This is a genomic window from Solibacillus sp. FSL W7-1324 (assembly GCF_038008025.1).
In the GTDB taxonomy this organism is placed as follows: Bacteria; Bacillota; Bacilli; order Bacillales_A; family Planococcaceae; genus Solibacillus.
Map to the genome: position 1 here is coordinate 3,606,731 of NZ_JBBOYH010000001.1, position 19,325 is coordinate 3,626,055.

General features: G+C 38.6%; 19 protein-coding genes. 5 read left to right on the forward strand and 14 right to left on the reverse strand.

Annotated features, from left to right (window positions below):
- Window positions 1-15 precede the first annotated feature (15 nt).
- Entirely contained in the window at window positions 16-1,542 is a 1,527-nt protein-coding gene (gene adh / locus MKY71_RS18065) for an aldehyde dehydrogenase (protein WP_340733532.1), read from the reverse strand.
- A 352-nt stretch (window positions 1,543-1,894) separates the two neighbouring features.
- Here adh and rluF point away from each other — a divergent pair, with 352 nt between their 5' ends.
- Window positions 1,895-2,599 (forward strand): 23S rRNA pseudouridine(2604) synthase RluF, encoded by a 705-nt coding sequence (rluF, locus tag MKY71_RS18070; protein ID WP_339196617.1) that lies wholly within the window; start codon window positions 1,895-1,897, stop codon window positions 2,597-2,599.
- A gap of 49 nt (window positions 2,600-2,648) precedes the next feature.
- Window positions 2,649-3,374, forward strand: a complete 726-nt coding sequence (locus MKY71_RS18075) for a DUF6904 family protein (RefSeq protein WP_340733533.1) — start codon at window positions 2,649-2,651, stop codon at window positions 3,372-3,374.
- A gap of 68 nt (window positions 3,375-3,442) precedes the next feature.
- Here the strand turns inward: MKY71_RS18075 and MKY71_RS18080 are convergent, their stop codons facing one another.
- The 8 genes from MKY71_RS18080 to mqo all read right to left on the reverse strand — a co-directional run bounded on the left by MKY71_RS18080 (window position 3,443) and on the right by mqo (window position 10,997).
- Entirely contained in the window at window positions 3,443-4,150 is a 708-nt protein-coding gene (locus MKY71_RS18080) for an ABC transporter ATP-binding protein (protein ID WP_339174485.1), read from the reverse strand.
- Between the two features lies 1 nt (window position 4,151).
- Window positions 4,152-4,928, reverse strand: coding sequence for an ABC transporter ATP-binding protein (locus MKY71_RS18085; RefSeq protein ID WP_339196622.1), 777 nt, complete (start codon window positions 4,926-4,928; stop codon window positions 4,152-4,154).
- Entirely contained in the window at window positions 4,925-5,863 is a 939-nt protein-coding gene (locus MKY71_RS18090; RefSeq protein WP_340733534.1) for a branched-chain amino acid ABC transporter permease, read from the reverse strand. The genes MKY71_RS18085 and MKY71_RS18090 overlap by 4 nt, the downstream gene beginning before the upstream one ends.
- Before the next feature lie 9 nt (window positions 5,864-5,872).
- A complete protein-coding gene (locus MKY71_RS18095; protein WP_339174490.1) occupies window positions 5,873-6,748 on the reverse strand; it encodes a branched-chain amino acid ABC transporter permease in 876 nt (291 codons plus the stop codon).
- Window positions 6,749-6,825: 77 nt separating this feature from the next.
- Complete coding sequence (locus MKY71_RS18100; RefSeq protein ID WP_339174491.1) at window positions 6,826-8,037, reverse strand: ABC transporter substrate-binding protein; 1,212 nt, start codon at window positions 8,035-8,037, stop codon at window positions 6,826-6,828.
- A gap of 244 nt (window positions 8,038-8,281) precedes the next feature.
- On the reverse strand, window positions 8,282-8,887 hold the full coding sequence (locus MKY71_RS18105; RefSeq protein WP_340733536.1) for a class I SAM-dependent methyltransferase: 606 nt from the start codon (window positions 8,885-8,887) through the stop codon (window positions 8,282-8,284).
- A 44-nt stretch (window positions 8,888-8,931) separates the two neighbouring features.
- Window positions 8,932-9,411 carry a methylated-DNA--[protein]-cysteine S-methyltransferase gene (locus MKY71_RS18110; protein ID WP_339196627.1) on the reverse strand — a complete coding sequence of 160 codons (480 nt, stop codon included), beginning with the start codon at window positions 9,409-9,411 and terminating at the stop codon, window positions 8,932-8,934.
- 101 nt (window positions 9,412-9,512) lie between these two features.
- Window positions 9,513-10,997, reverse strand: a complete 1,485-nt coding sequence (gene mqo / locus MKY71_RS18115) for a malate dehydrogenase (quinone) (protein ID WP_339196630.1) — start codon at window positions 10,995-10,997, stop codon at window positions 9,513-9,515.
- A gap of 523 nt (window positions 10,998-11,520) precedes the next feature.
- On the opposite strand from mqo, the gene MKY71_RS18120 reads away from it, so the two are divergent.
- Entirely contained in the window at window positions 11,521-12,369 is an 849-nt protein-coding gene (locus MKY71_RS18120; RefSeq protein ID WP_339196633.1) for a DegV family protein, read from the forward strand.
- Window positions 12,370-12,691: 322 nt separating this feature from the next.
- Entirely contained in the window at window positions 12,692-14,260 is a 1,569-nt protein-coding gene (locus MKY71_RS18125; protein ID WP_340733537.1) for an IS1182 family transposase, read from the forward strand.
- 108 nt (window positions 14,261-14,368) lie between these two features.
- On the opposite strand, the gene MKY71_RS18130 is transcribed toward MKY71_RS18125, so the two are convergent.
- Window positions 14,369-14,626: a hypothetical protein gene (locus tag MKY71_RS18130; RefSeq protein WP_339174498.1), complete on the reverse strand. Its 258-nt coding sequence runs from the start codon at window positions 14,624-14,626 to the stop codon at window positions 14,369-14,371.
- A 100-nt stretch (window positions 14,627-14,726) separates the two neighbouring features.
- Between MKY71_RS18130 and MKY71_RS18135 the strand changes: the two genes are divergently transcribed.
- Complete coding sequence (locus tag MKY71_RS18135; protein ID WP_340733538.1) at window positions 14,727-15,479, forward strand: DUF2268 domain-containing protein; 753 nt, start codon at window positions 14,727-14,729, stop codon at window positions 15,477-15,479.
- Between the two features lie 25 nt (window positions 15,480-15,504).
- Here the strand turns inward: MKY71_RS18135 and MKY71_RS18140 are convergent, their stop codons facing one another.
- The 4 genes from MKY71_RS18140 to MKY71_RS18155 form a co-directional block, all read right to left on the reverse strand.
- Window positions 15,505-16,146: a peptidylprolyl isomerase gene (locus MKY71_RS18140; protein WP_339196636.1), complete on the reverse strand. Its 642-nt coding sequence runs from the start codon at window positions 16,144-16,146 to the stop codon at window positions 15,505-15,507.
- 164 nt (window positions 16,147-16,310) lie between these two features.
- Complete coding sequence (locus tag MKY71_RS18145) at window positions 16,311-17,450, reverse strand: zinc-dependent alcohol dehydrogenase (RefSeq protein ID WP_339174503.1); 1,140 nt, start codon at window positions 17,448-17,450, stop codon at window positions 16,311-16,313.
- 195 nt (window positions 17,451-17,645) lie between these two features.
- Window positions 17,646-18,188 carry an isoprenylcysteine carboxyl methyltransferase family protein gene (locus MKY71_RS18150; RefSeq protein ID WP_340733653.1) on the reverse strand — a complete coding sequence of 181 codons (543 nt, stop codon included), beginning with the start codon at window positions 18,186-18,188 and terminating at the stop codon, window positions 17,646-17,648.
- 1 nt (window position 18,189) lies between these two features.
- Window positions 18,190-19,272 carry a type III polyketide synthase gene (locus MKY71_RS18155; RefSeq protein ID WP_340733655.1) on the reverse strand — a complete coding sequence of 361 codons (1,083 nt, stop codon included), beginning with the start codon at window positions 19,270-19,272 and terminating at the stop codon, window positions 18,190-18,192.
- Window positions 19,273-19,325: the final 53 nt, after the last annotated feature.

Here is a 19,325-nt window from a genome sequence, read left to right on the forward strand (position 1 = left end):
TTCGCACCCCCTCTCTTAGAAGAAACCTAGGCGGTTTTCATCATAGCTTACTAAAAGGTTTTTCGTTTGCTGGTAGTGGCTTAACATCATTTTATGTGTTTCGCGTCCAATACCACTCATCTTGTAGCCGCCGAATGCAGCATGTGCCGGATATGCATGGTAGCAGTTTGTCCATACACGCCCTGCCTGAATACCACGGCCGAAGCGGTAAGCGGTATTCATATCACGTGTCCAAACACCTGATCCCAACCCGTATAATGTATCATTTGCGATTTCCAATGCTTCTTCTTTCGTTTTAAATGTTGTAACAGCGACAACCGGACCGAAAATTTCCTCTTGGAAAATACGCATTTTATTGTGACCTTTAAATACAGTCGGTTTAATATAGTAGCCTTCTGCGAAGTCGCCGCCTAGATCATTTTTCTCGCCGCCGATTAAGCATTCTGCCCCTTCTTCTTTACCGATTTGTAAATAAGATTGGATTTTTTCCATTTGTTCTGATGATGCTTGAGCACCCATCATTGTATCTGTATCTAAAGGGTTACCTGTTTTAATTGCTTCTACACGCTTTAATACGCGCTCCATAAATTTCTCGTAAATTGACTCCTGAATAAGTGCACGCGAAGGACATGTACATACTTCACCTTGGTTTAAAGCGAATAATACAAAGCCTTCCACCGCTTTATCCAAAAATGCATCGTCTGCATCCATAATGTCTTCAAAGAAAATGTTCGGTGATTTACCGCCCAATTCCAGAGTAACCGGAATTAGATTTTGTGATGCATATTGCATAATAAGGCGACCTGTCGTCGTCTCACCGGTAAACGCTATTTTACCAATGCGCGGGTTTGAAGCTAACGGCTTACCTGCTTCCAGACCGAAGCCATTCACAACATTCAGCACACCTGGCGGAAGTAAATCTTCAATCAGCTCAACAAGTACTAAAATGGACGCCGGTGTTTGCTCAGCCGGTTTTAATACGACACAGTTCCCTGCAGCTAATGCAGGTGCCAATTTCCAGACAGCCATCAATAGCGGGAAGTTCCATGGAATAATTTGTCCAACGACACCAATCGGCTCATGGAAGTGGTAGGCCACTGTATTTTCATCAATCTGACTAAGAGACCCTTCCTGTGCGCGTAAAGCACCCGCAAAATAGCGGAAGTGATCAATGCCCAAAGGTAAATCTGCATTCAATGTTTCACGTACTGCCTTACCGTTATCCCATGTTTCTGCAACGGCCAGCATTTCTAAATTCTGTTCCATACGATCTGCAATTTTAAGTAAAATATTCGAGCGCTCAGTTGCTGATGTCTTACCCCACGCATCTTTTGCTGCATGTGCTGCATCTAAAGCAAGCTCGATATCCTCTTCAGTAGAGCGCGCCACTTTGGTAAATACTTTACCCGTTACAGGAGTAATATTGTCGAAGTACTCCCCTTTTACTGGCGGTGTCCATTTACCACCGATAAAGTTGTCGTAACGCTCCTTGAAATTTACTAATGCGCCATCCGTGTTTGGATTTTGATACACTGCTGCCATTGAAATCTCTCCCCTTTGCACAAATTATGGTGACCATACCTTCTCATAAAAAGGTTATGCTGAAATCCATGCTGTAAAGCTCACTCTTCTGTGAGAGGTATCTTCATCTACTATATTGTCAGAAAAGTGGAATCATTTCAAATATTAAACTACAATTTTCTGATTATTTTATTATTCGCCACTCTGTTATACTGAAAAAAGAGAATACTATAATAAAAATGTATAAAATGGGTAAATTCCAGTAAAGATAGGTTTGTTCGCTATAGAAACAAGTGTCATTTTAAATGAAGTAATACAAAATTAAAGATATATTCATGTATACTGAAGATATTCTATTAGTAGGTGAAAAATTATGAGAATCAATAAATTTTTAGCAGAAACAGGTATCGTGTCACGTCGCGGTGCAGATAAATGGGTAGAAGACGGCCGTGTAAAAATCAATGGGGTTGTGGCGACAAACGGCAGCCAAGTTGAAACAGGCGATGAAGTATTAGTTGACGGCAAGCCTGTAAAGAGACAGGAAGAATTAGTCTATATCGTACTGAACAAGCCTGTTGGAATTACAAGTACAACGGAAAAACATATCGAAGGAAATGTCGTGGATTTTGTAAACCACCCTCTGCGTATTTTCCATATCGGACGTCTGGATAAAGATTCAGAAGGCTTACTGCTTCTTACAAATGACGGTGATATCGTCAACGAAATTTTACGGGCAGAAAATCATCATGAAAAGGAATATGTTGTACAGGTGGACAAGCCGATTACCGATCAGTTTATCCGTGATATGAGCTCGGGCGTGGAAATTTTAGATACAACGACATTACCTTGCAAAGTAGAAAAGGTTTCCTCGAAAGTATTTAAAATTATTTTAGAGCAAGGGTTAAATCGCCAAATTCGCCGCATGTGTTCTGCTCTCGGCTATTCTGTACAGCGATTACAGCGCATTCGTATTATGAATATTCATATCGGCAATTTAAAAGTCGGACAGTGGCGTGACCTTACAGATAAAGAACGAAATGAACTGTTCCAGTTACTGAACTACACACCAAAGCAATAAGGACTTTTTATACTGTGAAGGTTCCTTTATATGCAAAGGGGGTATCATCATGCTGACAATTAAACCAACCGAAAACTTAACAGGATTAACGATAAGTGGAGACTATTGGGATTTAGATGATATTATTCATGCAATTTATGAAGTAATCGGGGAAGAAAAGCGCTACTTTCATTATGAGGGAGTAAGACAACGCCTATTATCGTTTTGCTTAAAATTGCGCCAGGCTTCCAAAGGCGAACACCATATCGATTTTGTGCCGAATGGTGTGAATAAAGAGACGAAAAAGAAAATGAATGCCATTATTCCAGAGCGAAATATTTATTACGGGGTCAACTTTTTATTACCTGAACTTATTTTTGCAGCACTGGCATTAAATGATTTTATTTCACTTTATAAAAAGACGATAAATAATTCGGAGTGGAGCATCGCGGTGACATCGGTCCGTAAATTTCAGGCACTCGTTGCTGATGCGATTGCCTCTTTCATGACCAAGGAACATTACGTGGCATTTTTAACGAGGCTTCATACAAAATCTCCTTTGTTCCATCAGTATGCAACGCAGTATGTTGATATTTTAAATTTGGAGTATTTATCATTATCCAAAGAAGAGCGTGCTGCACATATTGCATCGTTTGCTTTTCGCTTTCTAGCAGAGGATGAGACGTATAAAGTACTTGTTCAGCAGCTTTTAGGGGTGACAAGCATTTCAAAGCAATCCTTTCATGAAGTGGAGCTTACATTTAAATATCCGGAAGAGGATACGATCGTTTGGTAGCCTTTGAAAGAGTCTGAATAAAAGAAGTCCGCTATTTTCGATTTGAAAGTAGCGGACTTGTTTTCATTTTATAACCCGCCTAAATAAGCGGCTCTTACTTCATCACTTTCCTGCAGTTCTTTTGCTGAACCTGTCAGGACGATTTTGCCTGTTTCCAAAACATAGGCGCGGTGGGCAACAGATAACGCCATATGTGCATTTTGCTCCACAAGGAGTACCGTCACACCTTCCTTATTGACCATTTCTATAATGTTGAAAATATTTTTTACCATGAGCGGCGCAAGACCCATTGATGGCTCATCCATAATGATCAGCTTCGGCTTAGCCATTAGAGCCCGGCCCATCGCAAGCATTTGCTGTTCACCGCCTGATAACGTTCCTGAAAGCTGCTTGCGTCGTTCTAACAGACGAGGGAATAACTCAAATACATGGTTTAAATCTTTCTTTATAGCCTCTCTGTCACTTCGTAAATAGGCACCCAATTCCAGATTTTCTTCCACTGTCATATTCGAGAACACACGACGGCCTTCCGGTACATGGGAAATTCCGGCCTTCACAATGGACTGTGCCGGCTTTCCATCAATTGCCGCACCTAAATATTCAATCGAGCCGCGCTTTGGTTTCAGTAAACCTGAAATCGTTTTAAGCAATGTGCTTTTCCCTGCCCCATTGGCACCGATCAGTGTGACTATTTCACCTTCTTTTACTTCGAGGGAGATTCCTTTCAATGCTTGGATATTACCATAGAAGACATCGATATCATTGATTATTAGCATATTATTCTGTAACCTCCTCACCTAAGTACGCTTCAATAACTTTCGGGTTTGAACGTATTTCATCAGGTGTCCCATCAGCAATCAATTGTCCGTGATCAAGCACGTAAATCCGTTCGCAAATCCCCATAACTAAGTTCATATCATGTTCGATCAATAAAATCGTTAAATCAAATTCTTTACGAATGAAGGCAATAAGCTCCATTAAATCGTGTGTTTCCTTTGCATTCATTCCGGCTGCAGGCTCATCCAGCAATAATAGCTTTGGTGCAGCAGCCAATGCCCGTGCAATTTCCAGACGACGCTGCATTCCGTAAGGCAAGTTTTTCGCAAGCTCATCCCGGTATACATCAAGCCCGAATATTTTCAAAAATGCCAAGGATTCCTGTTCCATCTTCTCTTCACCACTAAAGTGACTAGGTAAACGGAATATACTCGAAACTAAATTATGTTTTGCCAAACCATGGTTTGCGACTTTTACATTATCCAGTACTGATAACTCTTTAAAGAGGCGGATATTCTGGAATGTCCGGCTAATGCCCTGTCGTGTTACTTTAAATGGATCCAAGCCGCCTATTGACTTTCCATTGAATAGAATCGTGCCTTCCGTAGGTGCATATACACCCGTCAGCATATTAAACGTTGTTGTTTTCCCTGCACCATTCGGACCGATTAAACCTATCAACTCTCCTTGATTCATATGCATTTCTACATTTTGAACAGCTTTTAAACCACCAAACTGAATACCCAGATTTTCTACTTTTAGAAGTGCACTGCTCATACGCGTGAACCTCCTTTTTTACCAAACTTTAAGTATGCTGTGATCTCTTTTGAGCCTAATAAGCCTGTTGGACGATAAAGCATAACTAATATTAAAATCAGTGAGTAAATAATCATCCTCGTTTCCGGGAAGTCCTGTAAATACGTAGAAACGAAAGTCAGTAAGATTGCTGCTATAACAGAACCGGATAAACTTCCTAAACCACCCAATACAACGAATATTAAAATATCAAATGATTTTAAAAACCCGAACGCAGTCGGCTGGATAATATAATAGTTGTGAGCATAGATGGCACCTGCCACTCCGGCGAAGAACGAACCGATTGCAAATGCGACAACTTTGTAATACGTTGTGTTGATCCCCATTGCGTCTGCGGCAATTTCATCTTCCCGTATCGAGATACACGCACGACCATGACGTGAATTCGTAAAGTTGGAGATGACGAGTATTGTAATGAATGTTGCGAAAAAGGCATATGTCCATGTAGACTGATGGGCAACTTGCAAGCCTGCTGCACCACCTACATAATCCGTATTTACAAATACAATTCGGATGATTTCAGCAAACCCAAGCGTTGCAATCGCCAGGTAGTCGCCTTTTAAACGAAGCGATGGAATACCTACAAGTAATCCGGCAAGTGCTGCCACAATAGCACCGATTAAAATGGCTGTAATAAATGGCATACCAAATTTCATTGTACAAATAGCCGATATGTAAGCACCGACAGCCAGGAAACCTGCATGCCCTATCGAAAACTGACCAGTAACCCCGATAATGACGTGTAAACTTACTGCCAATATAATATTGATACACATTGCGATGAACATATTTTGATAGTAGAACTGGATGACACCGTTGGAAATCATTAATTGTACAACTGCATAAATCACAAGTGCTAGGACGGCATAACCCCAAAAGATTTTCGATTTTTTCATGCTGTTCACCTACACTTTCTCGCGCGTATTTTTACCGAAAATACCCGCTGGACGTAATATTAGAATTAAAATCAGAATGACAAATGCGGCTGCATCTCGCCATAATGAATATCCGAGCGCCGAAACAACTGTTTCAACAACTCCTAGTACAAGACCGCCTACCATTGCCCCAGGAATAATGCCAATACCACCTAAAACAGCTGCAATGAAAGCTTTAATACCAGGCATAATCCCCATTAGCGGATCGATACGTGTGTAGTAAATACCAAAAATTACGCCTGCAGCTCCTGCCAATGCAGAACCAATTGCAAATGTCGCTGAAATCGTATTATCTACGTTAATGCCCATTAAGCGAGCTGCATCTGCATCATGGGAAACGGCGCGCATCGCCTTACCGATTTTTGTTTTATGAACAATGAATTGTAATAAGATCATTAAGAAAATCGAAACCGATAAAATAAAAATTGCCAGCGTACTGATCTGTGCACCGAAAATTTCAATGTTCTTCGTTGCAAATACTGTCGGATACGCCTCTGGAGAAGGACCTCTAAAGAAAATTACCGTATACTCGATTAACAGTGAGACACCGATTGCCGTAATAAGAGCTGCGATTCGGGTTGCGTTACGCAGTCGTTTATAAGCGACACGCTCTATAATTACACCGATGACAGCACATAATATCATTGCAAGAATAAGTGCTAAAAAGACATTCATTTCCCAACGTGCAATGGCATAAAAGCCGATAAAAGCACCAAGCATGAAAACATCACCGTGGGCAAAATTGATGAGCTTAATAATTCCGTATACCATCGTATAGCCTAGTGCGATTAGAGCATAAATACTACCTAGCGAAATACCATTCACTAATTGTTGGATCCATTCCATACAGTTCACTCCTTTTTTCTCTATTAATGTATGAAAAAAAAAGGGAGGCTAGTTCCGCCCCCCTTACTCGTAAAAAATTAAGGATTAACTTTAGAGTTGAACTGTTGTTTGCCGTCTACGAATTCTAGAACTGTTGCTGATTTTACTGGGTTGTGGTTTTCGTCAACTGTGAAAGTACCTGTTACTAAGCTTAAATCTTTCGTTGCTGCAAGCTGCTTCTGAATCGCTTCACCTGTAATGTCTCCATCTACACGTTTGATTGCATCTACGATAAAGTAAATAGAATCATAGCCTAATGCATGGAAAGCATTTGGTGATTGGCTGTACTCATCATTAAATGCTTTAACGAAGTCCTGAATTTTTGAATCCGGATCTTCAGATGAGTAGTGATTCGTAATAAACGTATTATTTAATGCGTCAGCACCAGCTAATTCGATTAATGTTGGCGAATCCCAACCGTCAGCACCCATTAACGGAACGGTAATACCTAATTCACGGGCTTGTTTTACGATAATCCCTACTTCTTCATAGTATCCAGGGATGAAAATGAAATCAGGATTTTTCCCTTTAATGTTTGTTAATTGAGATTTAAAGTCTACGTCCTTTGCAACATACGCCTCTTCAGCGACTACTGTTCCACCATTTGCAGAAATCGTCTCTTTGAATGATGCCGCTAAACCTTTTGCATAATCTGAAGCGTTATCCGCGAAAATCGCTACGTTTTTCGCTTCTAGTTCATTAGTCGCGAAGTTTGCTGCTACCGTCCCTTGGAATGGATCGATGAAACATGTACGGAATGCATATTCATTAATTGAACCGTCATCATTTACCGTTACATTTGGCGCAGTACCTGAGCCTGTAACCATTGGAACTTTATGCTGTGCTGCAATTTGTACTGTTGCAACCGAGTTACCTGAAGTAGCCGGCGCCAACATTGCCACTACCTTTTCCTGTTCTGCCAATTTCATCGCAGCAGAAGTTGCCTCAGCTGTTTCTGATTTATTGTCGACTGGAATATACTCCAGTTTTTTACCATCTATACCGCCTGCTGCATTAATTTCTTCAATCGCTAATTTTGCACCATCATTAATCGATGATCCGTAAGAAGCTACAGCACCTGATAATTCTAAGTTTGCTCCGATTTTAATTGTGTCGCCAGCTGCATTGCCGCCACCACCTGATCCTGAAGAACTAGAGGTATCATCACCGCATCCAGCTAATACCCCTGTTAATAATGCTGTCGCCATGAATAATGAACCATACTTTTTTGTCTTTTTGTGATTTGTCATCATCATTTCCCCCTTAGTCATACTCCAAATGTTTGATATTTCTGATAATTATAACCAATACCCTACATTCGTACAATCTAAATTTTCAATATTCAGAATAAAATTTACAAGAATAATATAAACAATTATTCCAACTTCTGTATTGTAAACGAATAGCAATTATTAGTCTAGTACGATTATTCTGTTTATTTTATGTATTCGAAATTTACAGTCTAATAGTTTCTGGTAATAAAAAAATCGCCGTTTATTTTTCCGGGATCCGAAAAACGACGATACGTTCATTTTCATTTTTTTCATAGCGTAATTTTATATCTAAATAGCATTGAAGTGACTGCTCTTGTTGCAGATAATCCATATATTCAGGAGATGGATAATATAAAATAATATCTACCAATCGGGGATTAACAAGGATTGAGTCCATAACATGTTTCATAAACTCACGAAATACATGGATTGAGAAGGGGTTAAAGAAGAAAAAGACATTATCGTGCTTCGTAATTTCATATGTTTCGGCAATGATATTCAAAAATCGGATCGGTGCTTGCTTCTTCTTTACCTTTCTTAAGTATTGTTCTGCATTATGCTCGGCTTCCGTAAAAAACTTCTGATCCATTTCAATACCGATAACGGGAATATGGAAGCGATGATATATATAAATAGGAACTCGCCCTTTGCCGCATCCGATATCCAGAAAACGTGCATTATCCGGTAACTCGTAGCATTCGAATAATTGTTCAAGCCCGCTGTAAGGTGTTGGTTCATAGCGATGGTATTTTGCTAGTTTTGGAAAACCGTATTGATAACCGGTTGTTTGAATGTTTAGCATATGATCATATTGCTGTTCGTTCATTCGTTCACCTCACAAGTATATTGAAATTTTATGTTACTATAACGTTAATTTAAATTAAAGCTGTATTTTAGCTCATGTTCAAGCAGCCATTGCTTTCTCCATAAACCGCCTGCATATCCTGTAAGTTTCCCGTTTTGTCCGATAACCCGGTGGCAAGGGACAATAATACTTATCACATTTTTACTGTTTGTCATCCCAACTGCCCGAACTGCTTTTTCATTTTCAATCTTTAGAGCAATTTCTTTATAGGATGCGGTATTTCCGTAAGGAACAGTAGTTAATGCTTGCCATACTGACGTTTGAAACATTGTTCCCTGTAATTTATAAAGTACCGAAAAGTCTTTGCGCTGGCCTTTAAAATATTCATCCAGTTCTGTATAGCAGTCCAGTAAATGTTGAGGGGTATCATCAGCCGGGAGGTTGAGCATTTCTTCTCGTTCTGCAAATAATACCGATGTTATAAAATATTCGGTGCCTGTAATTTCAATAATACCTATTGGTGAAGCATAATCTAATTTATACATCGTATCCCTCCTTCTTTTCTACAAATTTACTATAGCGTAATTTCTTCATTAAAAAAAGAACCTTTAATCCGACAATGATTAAAGGTTCTTCCTATTAACAATTATGCTTTGTTTAAACCTAAAGCTTTCGTTGTTGTTTCATGTACTTCTTTAAGAAGTTCTGTATTTTCGACTAAGTTTTCACCGTAAGATGGAATCATTTCCTTAATCTTAGGCTCCCATGCTTTCATTTCTTCTGGGAAGCATTGGTTGATTACTTTTAACATAACAGATACAGCTGTAGAAGCACCTGGAGATGCACCTAATAATGCTGCAATTGAACCGTCGTGTGCAGTTACAACTTCAGTACCGAATTGTAATGTACCTTTACCAGCGTCAGTGTCTTTAATAACTTGAACACGTTGGCCAGCAACACTGATTTCCCAGTCCTCTGACTTAGCAGTAGGAATGAATTGACGTAACTCGTTCATACGTGCTTCTTTCGAAAGAACTAATTGAGAAACTAAATATTTGCTCAACGACATTTCTTTCACACCACAAGCAAGTAGTGTCATTAAGTTATGTGGTTTGATTGAAGCAAATAAATCCATATTTGAACCTGTTTTTAAGAACTTCGGAGAGAAGCCTGCAAATGGTCCGAATAATAATGATTTTTTACCATCGATATAACGAGTATCTAAGTGTGGTACAGACATCGGTGGCGCACCAACCGCTGCTTTACCGTATACTTTTGCATGGTGTTGGTTAACAACTTCTTCATTGTTACAAACTAAGAATAAACCAGAGATCGGGAATCCACCGATATGTTTTGATTCAGGGATACCGGATTTTTGTAGTAACTCAAGGCTACCACCACCAGCACCAAGGAATACAAACTTCGCAGTATGGTATTCAACTTTACTGTTTTCTTTGTTGTGAACTTTTACTTCCCAAGAACCATCTTTTAAACGTTTTACATCTAAAACATTATGGTTGTAGTTTACATCTACATCTTGCTTTTGTAAGTTCGAGATTAACGTACGAGTTAACGCCCCAAAGTTAACATCCGTACCAGAATCAATTTTCGTTGCAGCAATTGGTTCAGTTGATGTACGTTCGTTCATAATTAAAGGGATCCATTGCTTTAGTGTTTCAGGATCATCTGAGAATTCCATGCCTTCGAATAATGGATTCGCTGTCATTGCTGCATGACGCTTTTTAAGGTACTCAACATTGCTAGCACCTTGTACCATACTCATATGTGGCAATGGCATAATGAATTCTTCCGGTTTCTCGATTTGCTTTGTGTTAACTAAGTGAGTCCAAAATTGTAGTGAATCTTGGAATTGTGTGTTAACGTTAATCGCTTTAGTGATATCGATTGTTCCGTCTTTCTTCTCGCTTGTGTAGTTAAGCTCACATAAAGCGGCATGCCCAGTTCCGGCATTGTTTAATTCGTGAGAGCTTTCTTCACCAGCTTTAGCTAAGTTCTCAAATACTTTGATCTTCCAATCCGGTGCTAATTCTTTAAGCATTGTACCTAAAGTAGCACTCATAATTCCGGCACCAATTAAGATAACGTCTGATTTGATATGCTTGTTACTCATTTTTACCTTCCCTTACATATATATTAAGATTTTTAGAATAATGTAAGCGCTCTATTCTATTATCGACAACCCTATATAGGAGACGATTCCATTGATTCTATATCATTTATTACCTTATTGTAGTGTAACACAATTGTGAAAAGATTAAAATATATACAAACTGCGACATCCCCAGCAAGTGAAAAGGTTGTCTTTTGCGAGAAAAGGTAAAACATTTTTAAGCATATTTTGTAGAAGCTCAAAAATCATTTATTTATGTTTTCTTTATTTTCCAACAACTTTTTTCTAACTATTTCGTCTATTTTAAGTTGTGCTACAATGAGAAGACTATACTTTTTATTTAATGGAATTTCTATTAAGATCAACTTGAAATATCGGCAATATTTTGTAAGAATAGTAGGCATCGCTCTTTGCATAAACTATATAATAAGTACAGTTATCATAAGAAATACATGACAAATGTAAATAGTTCATAATTTAATTTAAAACTAAAATCAATCAGAGTGAGATAAGGGGGATGTTTATGAAAATATTTACGGACAGTGGTTCTGACTTACCGAAATCATTTTTTGATACTGAAGAAGTGCATCTTTTTCCGTTACGCGTATTAGTGAAAGGTGTAGAGTATGATGACATTATTGGCATCACAACTGACCAGGTATATGCGGCAATTGCTGAAGGTGAGCAACTTAAAACATCACAAGTTTCATTAGAAGTATTTATTAACGCTTTCGAAGAATTAGCAAAATCCGGAGAAGAGGGAGTTTATATTGCCTTTTCATCTGAATTGTCTGGTACATGCCAAACAGCTATTTTGGCAAAAAATCAAGTATTGGAAAGTTATCCGGACTTGAAATTAGAAGTTATTGATACGAAATGCGCTTCTTATGGTCAAGGCTTAGTAGTAAAAGAAGCTGTACGTTTAAATAAATTTGGTATTGAATTTAATGAAGCTGTTGAAAAATTGACAGCAATGGCCAATTCAATGGAACATTTATTTACAGTAGGCGATTTAAACCACTTAGCTAAAGGCGGCCGTGTTTCAAAAGCGAGCGCATTTATGGGTGGATTGCTTAATATTAAGCCTATTTTAAATATGGATGATGGCAAGCTTGTACCAATAGAAAAAACACGTGGATTCAAAAAAGCGATTAATCGTATGACAGATATTATGAAAGAACGTGGCGGTGACTTCACGAATAAGATTGTCGGTATTTCTCATAGTAACGATGAGGAACTGATGCATGAAGTGAAAGTTGCAATTGAAGAAAAGATTCAGCCTAAAGCAATTGAAACAACAACAATCGGCTCTGTAATCGGTGCGCATGTCGGCCGCGGCACAGTCGGAATTTACTTTACAAATGATAAATAACATAAAGGGGGTGGGACAAAACCCGCCTCAAAATCAAAAGCCGTTCAAATTTACGATGAGTAAAGTTTGAACGGCTTTATTATTATGTGTCTACTATGTAGTCGTTGTTCTCCGTTACGGCGGACGCTTTCCTGGGGGCACGGCTCGAGCCTGTAGTCTCTCCCACGTGCTTGTCCCCTGGGAGTCGCCGCCTTCACTCCGAACAACTAATTTTTCTTCTATATCAAGTAAATCTCTGCATAATTTCAGGCATGAAAAAAGGACATTCTCTGTTAAAATTTAAGTATCCTACAACCAAATTTCAAACGAAAGAAGTGTCCCTATGTTTAAAGATTATAACATGAATCAAATTATATTACCGCTAGATTTAGAAGTAAAGTTACATAAAAATGATATTGCCTTTTCTATCCATCATTTGGTCGAAAGCATTCCGAACGAAGCTTTCGCTCCCTTTATTCACCATACTGGTTGTCCATCATATCATCCACGTATGATGCTAAAGCTGATTTTATGCGGTTACACACAATCCACTTTTTCAGGAAGAAAAATAGAGGATCTGACAAGAGACAGTATCCGTATGATGTGGCTTGCCCAAGGATATGAACCAAGTTATCGCACTATTAACCGTTTTCGTGTACATCCCAATATGAAGGAACTCATTCGCCAATGTTTTGTACAATTCCGCTGTCAGCTAGTTGAAGAAAAACTCATCGATCAAGAAGCGATTTTTATCGATGGCACAAAGATTGAGGCAAATGCCAATAAATTCACATTTGTTTGGAAAAAATCAGTGGAAAAACATCATACCAACCTCGTAGAAAAATCAAATAAACTTTACGATGAGTTATTGGAGCATCAAATTATTCCTGAAATCAAACGTGAAAGTGATGAGCAGTTATCGATAGAAGAGTTAACTCAAGTAGCACATCACCTAGAAGAAGTAGTCGACGACTATACAAGCAAAATAGAACATTCTGAAGATGTCATTGAGCGAAAAAGATTACGTAGCGAACGAAAAACACCGAAGCAAATCCTCAAACAAGTACATGATTGGATCATAAGAAAGCAGAAATACCAAAAAGATTTTGAAGTGTTTGGCACACGTAACAGTTATTCAAAGACGGATCATGAAGCAACATTTATGCGGATGAAAGATGACTATATGCAAAACGGCCAATTGAAGCCAGGGTATAATGTACAAATCGCTACTGAAGGTCAATACACACTCGCTTATGATGTATTTCCAAATCCAACAGACACGAAAACACTTATTCCATTTCTTAGTCAAATTGAAGAAAATTATTTCGAGTTACCAAAATATATTGTAGCGGATGCCGGATACGGCAGTGAACAGAATTACCATGATATTCTTAACAAACGCAAACGAACTCCACTCATTACATTTAATCAATACTTGAACGAACAGAAGCGAAAATATAAAAATGATCCTTTTAAGACAAGTAATTGGGTGTATGAGAAAGAAAACGATGTCTACATTTGCCCAAATGAAAAGAGATTACGATTCCAATATAACTCTGTTCGTACAGATAAATCGGGTTTTCAACGAGAATTTAAAATCTATGAATGTGAGGAATGTACAGGGTGTCCTTTCCGTACAAAATGTACAAAAGCTGCAGAAGGTAAAAATCGTAGACTCATGATTAATGAGAAATGGGAAAAACAAAAAGAAGAAGTAAGAGCGAAGCTTTCAGAAGAAAAAACGGCTGCCATTTATCGTCGACGTAAAATCGACGTGGAGCCAGTTTTTGGATTCTTGAAGGCTAATTTGTGTTTCCGTCGATTTTCTGTTCGTGGAAAATCGAAAGTTACTAACGAAATAGGTTTGGCATTAATGGCCACAAATTTAAGGAAGTATGCGGTAAGAGGATAACACCTCTTCCAATATTTTCTTTATAAAACGCAAAAAAGAGAAATTGCATTGTGCAATTTCTATTTTTGCGTGAACTGGAACTAATTCTGTCCCAACCCCTTCTTATTTTTACCAGAAAAAGATTGATGCTAAAGCAATGCCTGTAATTGCTCCTAATGCAATGCCATAACCAAATCCTGGTGCTCCATATCCTCCACCAAATCCCCAGAATCCAATCCCATAGCCCGCTCTATCAGGCATAATCCAAACCATACGATTGTCTACTTTTGTAATTCTTCCAACATGGACATTTCCTTTATTATCATTTATTCTCACACGTTTCCCATGATGTTTGCAGCACAAATCATACGCCTCTTGGTGACTCATAAGTTCTCCTCCTTTCTGTAAGTTTTTCTACTATATGTTCAAGCTTTTTGCACATACATGCGCATCGTCTAGTTCATACACTAAGAAAAAGGAGAATGTCATGCCTATTCTTGATACAAAATTATTATTTAAAAAAACAGAACACCGTGAACTGGCAGCCTATCCGATCATCCAATCCATTTTCCCTCGATTTCCACCAGAGGCCGTTCAATTTGAACTTTTACAGCAAGGGTTGCTTCAACATGATGAGCTCCACTTAACACTGGATGTTTGGCAAATATCAAAAAGATTATTAGAAGAGTTGATACGTTTATGGGATGGACCTGATATACCAGTTGCGATTTTGCCGATAAAAAACGGGTTTGTGAAAAATGGTGTTGCCTATCCTTATGGTATTTGTCTGTATGTTTCACCCCGCGTCACAATAAAAGAACTTCATGCCCTGCTTACCCATGAATATCATCATATTTGCAGGCGCAGATTTTTAATAGAACCCCCTACATTGCTTGATTCATTGCTTATGGAAGGACTTGCCGAGCATGCGGTGGAAAGCTTGTATGGAGAATATGCATTAAGTTCCTGGACGAAGCAGTATTCTATGGAGGAAGTATTAAGTTATTGGGATACTCATTTCACCAAAGCTTTACATGTACCGGGTTTACATGCACATCAAGCTTTTTTATTCGGGGACACGGCATTAAATTTACCCCCTTGGATCGGATATTGTACTGGTTATCGGTTAGTTGAAGCTTTTTTACAAAAGAAAGGCCCTTATGACGTAAAACAATTGCTGTCCATGCCATCACATAGTTTGCTGGAAGGTGCAGGATGGAAAAAGGGAGTAACCGAATAATTCATTACGGCTACTCCCTTACATATTATTTTTGAACGACAGGCTCCGGATAATCAAAGCCTTTCGTGTCTACTTCAACTGTTTTCATCTTTTGATCTTCCATCGGTCTATCATTAGCTCCGCGTTCAGCAGAAACAATCTCATCGACCGTTTCCATTCCTTCAATTACCTTGCCGAATGCTGCATAGTCACCATCCAAATGTGTTGCCTGCTCCGTCATGATAAAGAATTGTGAGCCTGCCGAATCCGGATCTTGGGAACGGGCCATTGAAATTACACCACGCTCATGTGTTAATGTATTTTCAAATCCGTTTGATGTAAATTCCCCTTTAATTGCATAATCAGGACCACCCATACCTGTCCCATCCGGATCCCCGCCTTGTATCATAAAACCGGGAATGACACGGTGGAAAATCAGACCATCATAAAATCCATCTTCCACAAGTGTGATAAAATTGGCCACTGTATTTGGAGCTGTTTTTGGTTCAAGCTCAATAACAATCTTTTCATCATTTTCCATTGTAATCGTAACAATTGGATTTTCTGCGACTTCCTCAGCATAATTCACAGTACTTTCCTGCTCTTTATTGTCCGCCGTTTCCTTACCGCATGCTGCTAAAATGGCGATTAGCATTGTAAATAAAACCATCTGATAAAACTTCTTCACTTAAATTCATCTCCTTTTCCAACATACTTCCATCATACTACGGAAGTATAAACGCAGGCATCTCCAGGAAACATCATTTTCAATAAAAAACATCTAAAACATTACCGTTGCAATGTTTTAGATGTTATAGAGAATGTTATTATTTAAATTCACTGAAAAGAGAATTAAGGTTTTAAAATAAATTTAATGCTTTGATCTTCATGGTCATGGAATTTCTTATATGCTTCACTTGCCTCAGATAATGGTACTTTATGAGTAATGATTTCTGTTGGATCAATCTTCCCTTCAGCAACCATTTCATAAAGCATCGGACTGTAATGAATTGCCGGTGCTTGTCCTGTTTTCACGGTTACATTACGTTCGAAAATATTGCCTAATGGGAACATATTATATTTTGAACCATACACACCTGTAAGCTGGATTGTACCGAATTTTCGGACAGCCTTAATTCCAACATCAATGGCACTAAGTGTTCCCCCTTGAAGTTTCAGCTTTTGCTGTGCCTTTTCTACAAGAGACATTTTCCCATCCATACCAACACAGTCAATAACTACATCGGCTCCTCCATGTGTAAGCTCATGCAGATGACTTCCTACATCGTCAAAATCATCGAAGTTGAAGATTTCAACATTATTTGTACGTTTTGCATGCTCTAAACGATAGTTTAAAGGATCCACTACCATTACACGCTTCGCACCTTTCATCCATGCAAACTTCTGAACCATTAACCCGATTGGCCCAGAACCTAATACAATAACCGTATCGCCCTTTTTAACACCTGAATGTTCCACACTCCAATAGGCTGTAGGCAATACATCAGATATAAATAGCAATGCCTCATCTTCCAGTTCACAGTTGTCAGGTACTTTAAATGGTATGAAGTTTCCGTATGGTACACGCAAATATTCTGCCTGCCCACCCGGGAAGTTACCGTAGCGCTCTGTATATCCAAAATATGCGCCGGAATCAAGTGCCGGATTTTCATTGGCATTATCACATTGACTTTCCAACTGATTTTGACAGTAGAAACACTCGCCGCAAGCAACGTTAAAAGGAATAACAACACGGTCCCCTTTTTTAACCTTTGTTACGTCAGGTCCTACTTCTTCCACAATCCCCATAGGCTCATGTCCAATTACAAAATCCTCTCGCGCCGGAACAGCTCCACGATAAATATGCAGATCCGATCCGCAAATGGCAGTTGAGGTAATGCGTACAATAATATCATCTGGCTTTTCAATTTTTGCATCCGGAACTTCTTTTACTTCTACTTTTTTGGCACCTTGATACGTTACTGCTTTCAAAAAGACCCCTCCTGGTAGATAAAGTATTAGAATTAAACTTCGTAAAGTCATTCTGTATGTATATACCCCCCAGTTAAAAAAATATACATACTATTAATGGTTGTTTGACCGATTGCCAAACATAAAAAAACTGTTTCTCAATTATTAAAGGTGTCTAACAGTTGAGGAACAGTTTAATTGGATTCGTGCTTCAATTTACGATTGCTTTACATTATTACGTTCTAAGTAAGTTGTATAATCTGTGCCTTCTTTCAGAGCTTTTTCCTCCATCGGAATGCGAACAGACAGGATAATAAAATTTAATATGGTGAAACAAATAGCTGTAAAATACGCCTGAAACATTAGTGGCAATATAGCAATTTCTAAACATACGACCAAATAGTTCGGATGACGGATAAAAGAATATGGCCCCTTTGCAACTACATTCGCTCCCGGTAAAATAATAATTTTCGTATTCCAGAAAGACCCTAGTGAAACTAGACACCATACTCTTAACATCTGCAGCAATAAAAATAAAACGAGCCAAATATAATGGGGTGTAAATTGTCCGCTGAAAAATACTACTTCAATAAGAAGGCTTACGAAAAAGCTCGTATGCAATAAAATCATGAATGGATAATGAGAAGCACCTACTTCGTATGCTCCTTTAGCAAGCATTAATTTTTCATTTCTCTTTGCAACAACCAGCTCAACTAATCTTTGAATAATTACAAAAGCTAGTACAATATAAAAAACCAGCTTACTCCCTCCATTCCAACAATACGACTTCTCCACTAAAGCCAGGCCCTAGTGCAACTAATAGTCCTAGAGTATCTGCTCTTTTTTCATTTAACATAAATTGCTCCAAAACATACAGAACTGTCGGAGAAGACATATTTCCATTTTTCTGTAATATTTCACGTGAAACATCTGTGTGTTCCGTTGTTAAATTCAACGTTTCCTCGTAAGCTTGTAACACTTTTTTCCCCCCGGGATGTGCTACAAAATTTACAATTTGTTCTGGTGAAACATCGTGCTTATTTAAAAATTCATGAATAAACGGCCCAAGCCACTTAGAAATAATGACCGGAATGCTCTTTGAAAATACAACATGCAAACCGCTATTTTTTACATCCCAACCCATTACATCTTCAGAGTCCGGCATCCACTTTGAGCCACGTCCTTTAATATATGGAATTGGTCCATTCTGCTCTAGCTCGACATCATCGCCGCATACAAGGGCACAAGCCGCTCCATCAGCAAATAAGGAAGTACCAACGAGGTTACTTTTAGAATAATCATCTTTCTGGAATGTAAGACTGCATAGTTCAACACAGACGACAAGCACCTTGGCGTCCGGATGTGCTTTACAATAGTCATACGCCCTGCTAATACCTGCCGCTCCCCCTGCACAGCCAAGCCCCCATATCGGAATTCTGACCACTTCATTGGAAAAAGGGAGTACATTCATAACACGGGCATCAATACTTGGCGTTGATATGCCTGTACTACTGATGAAAATAATGGCATCAATATCTTCTGTAGATAGGTCCTGTTGTAAAAAGGAACGGTTTGATAAACATTTTTTTATAACTTCGACACTGTATTCGGTAGCCAGTTTTATATAAAGCTCATTGCGTTCTTCAAATGTATGTTCTTCACGGTACCATTCAGGTGAAACACATAAATTCCGTGTTTTTATTTCACCATTCTCAAAAACTTTCAATAATCGTTCTAACTTCGGAATTTTATGTTGGAAAAGCTCTTTCGTCAATTGCTCAATATTTGTCTGAGCTAATGTGAAAGGCGGTGTATGAGTACTAACTGAGGCGATTTTTGGAATAGTAATTTCTCCTTATACGAGTTATTTTATTTCAATGTATTGATAAAGTCATA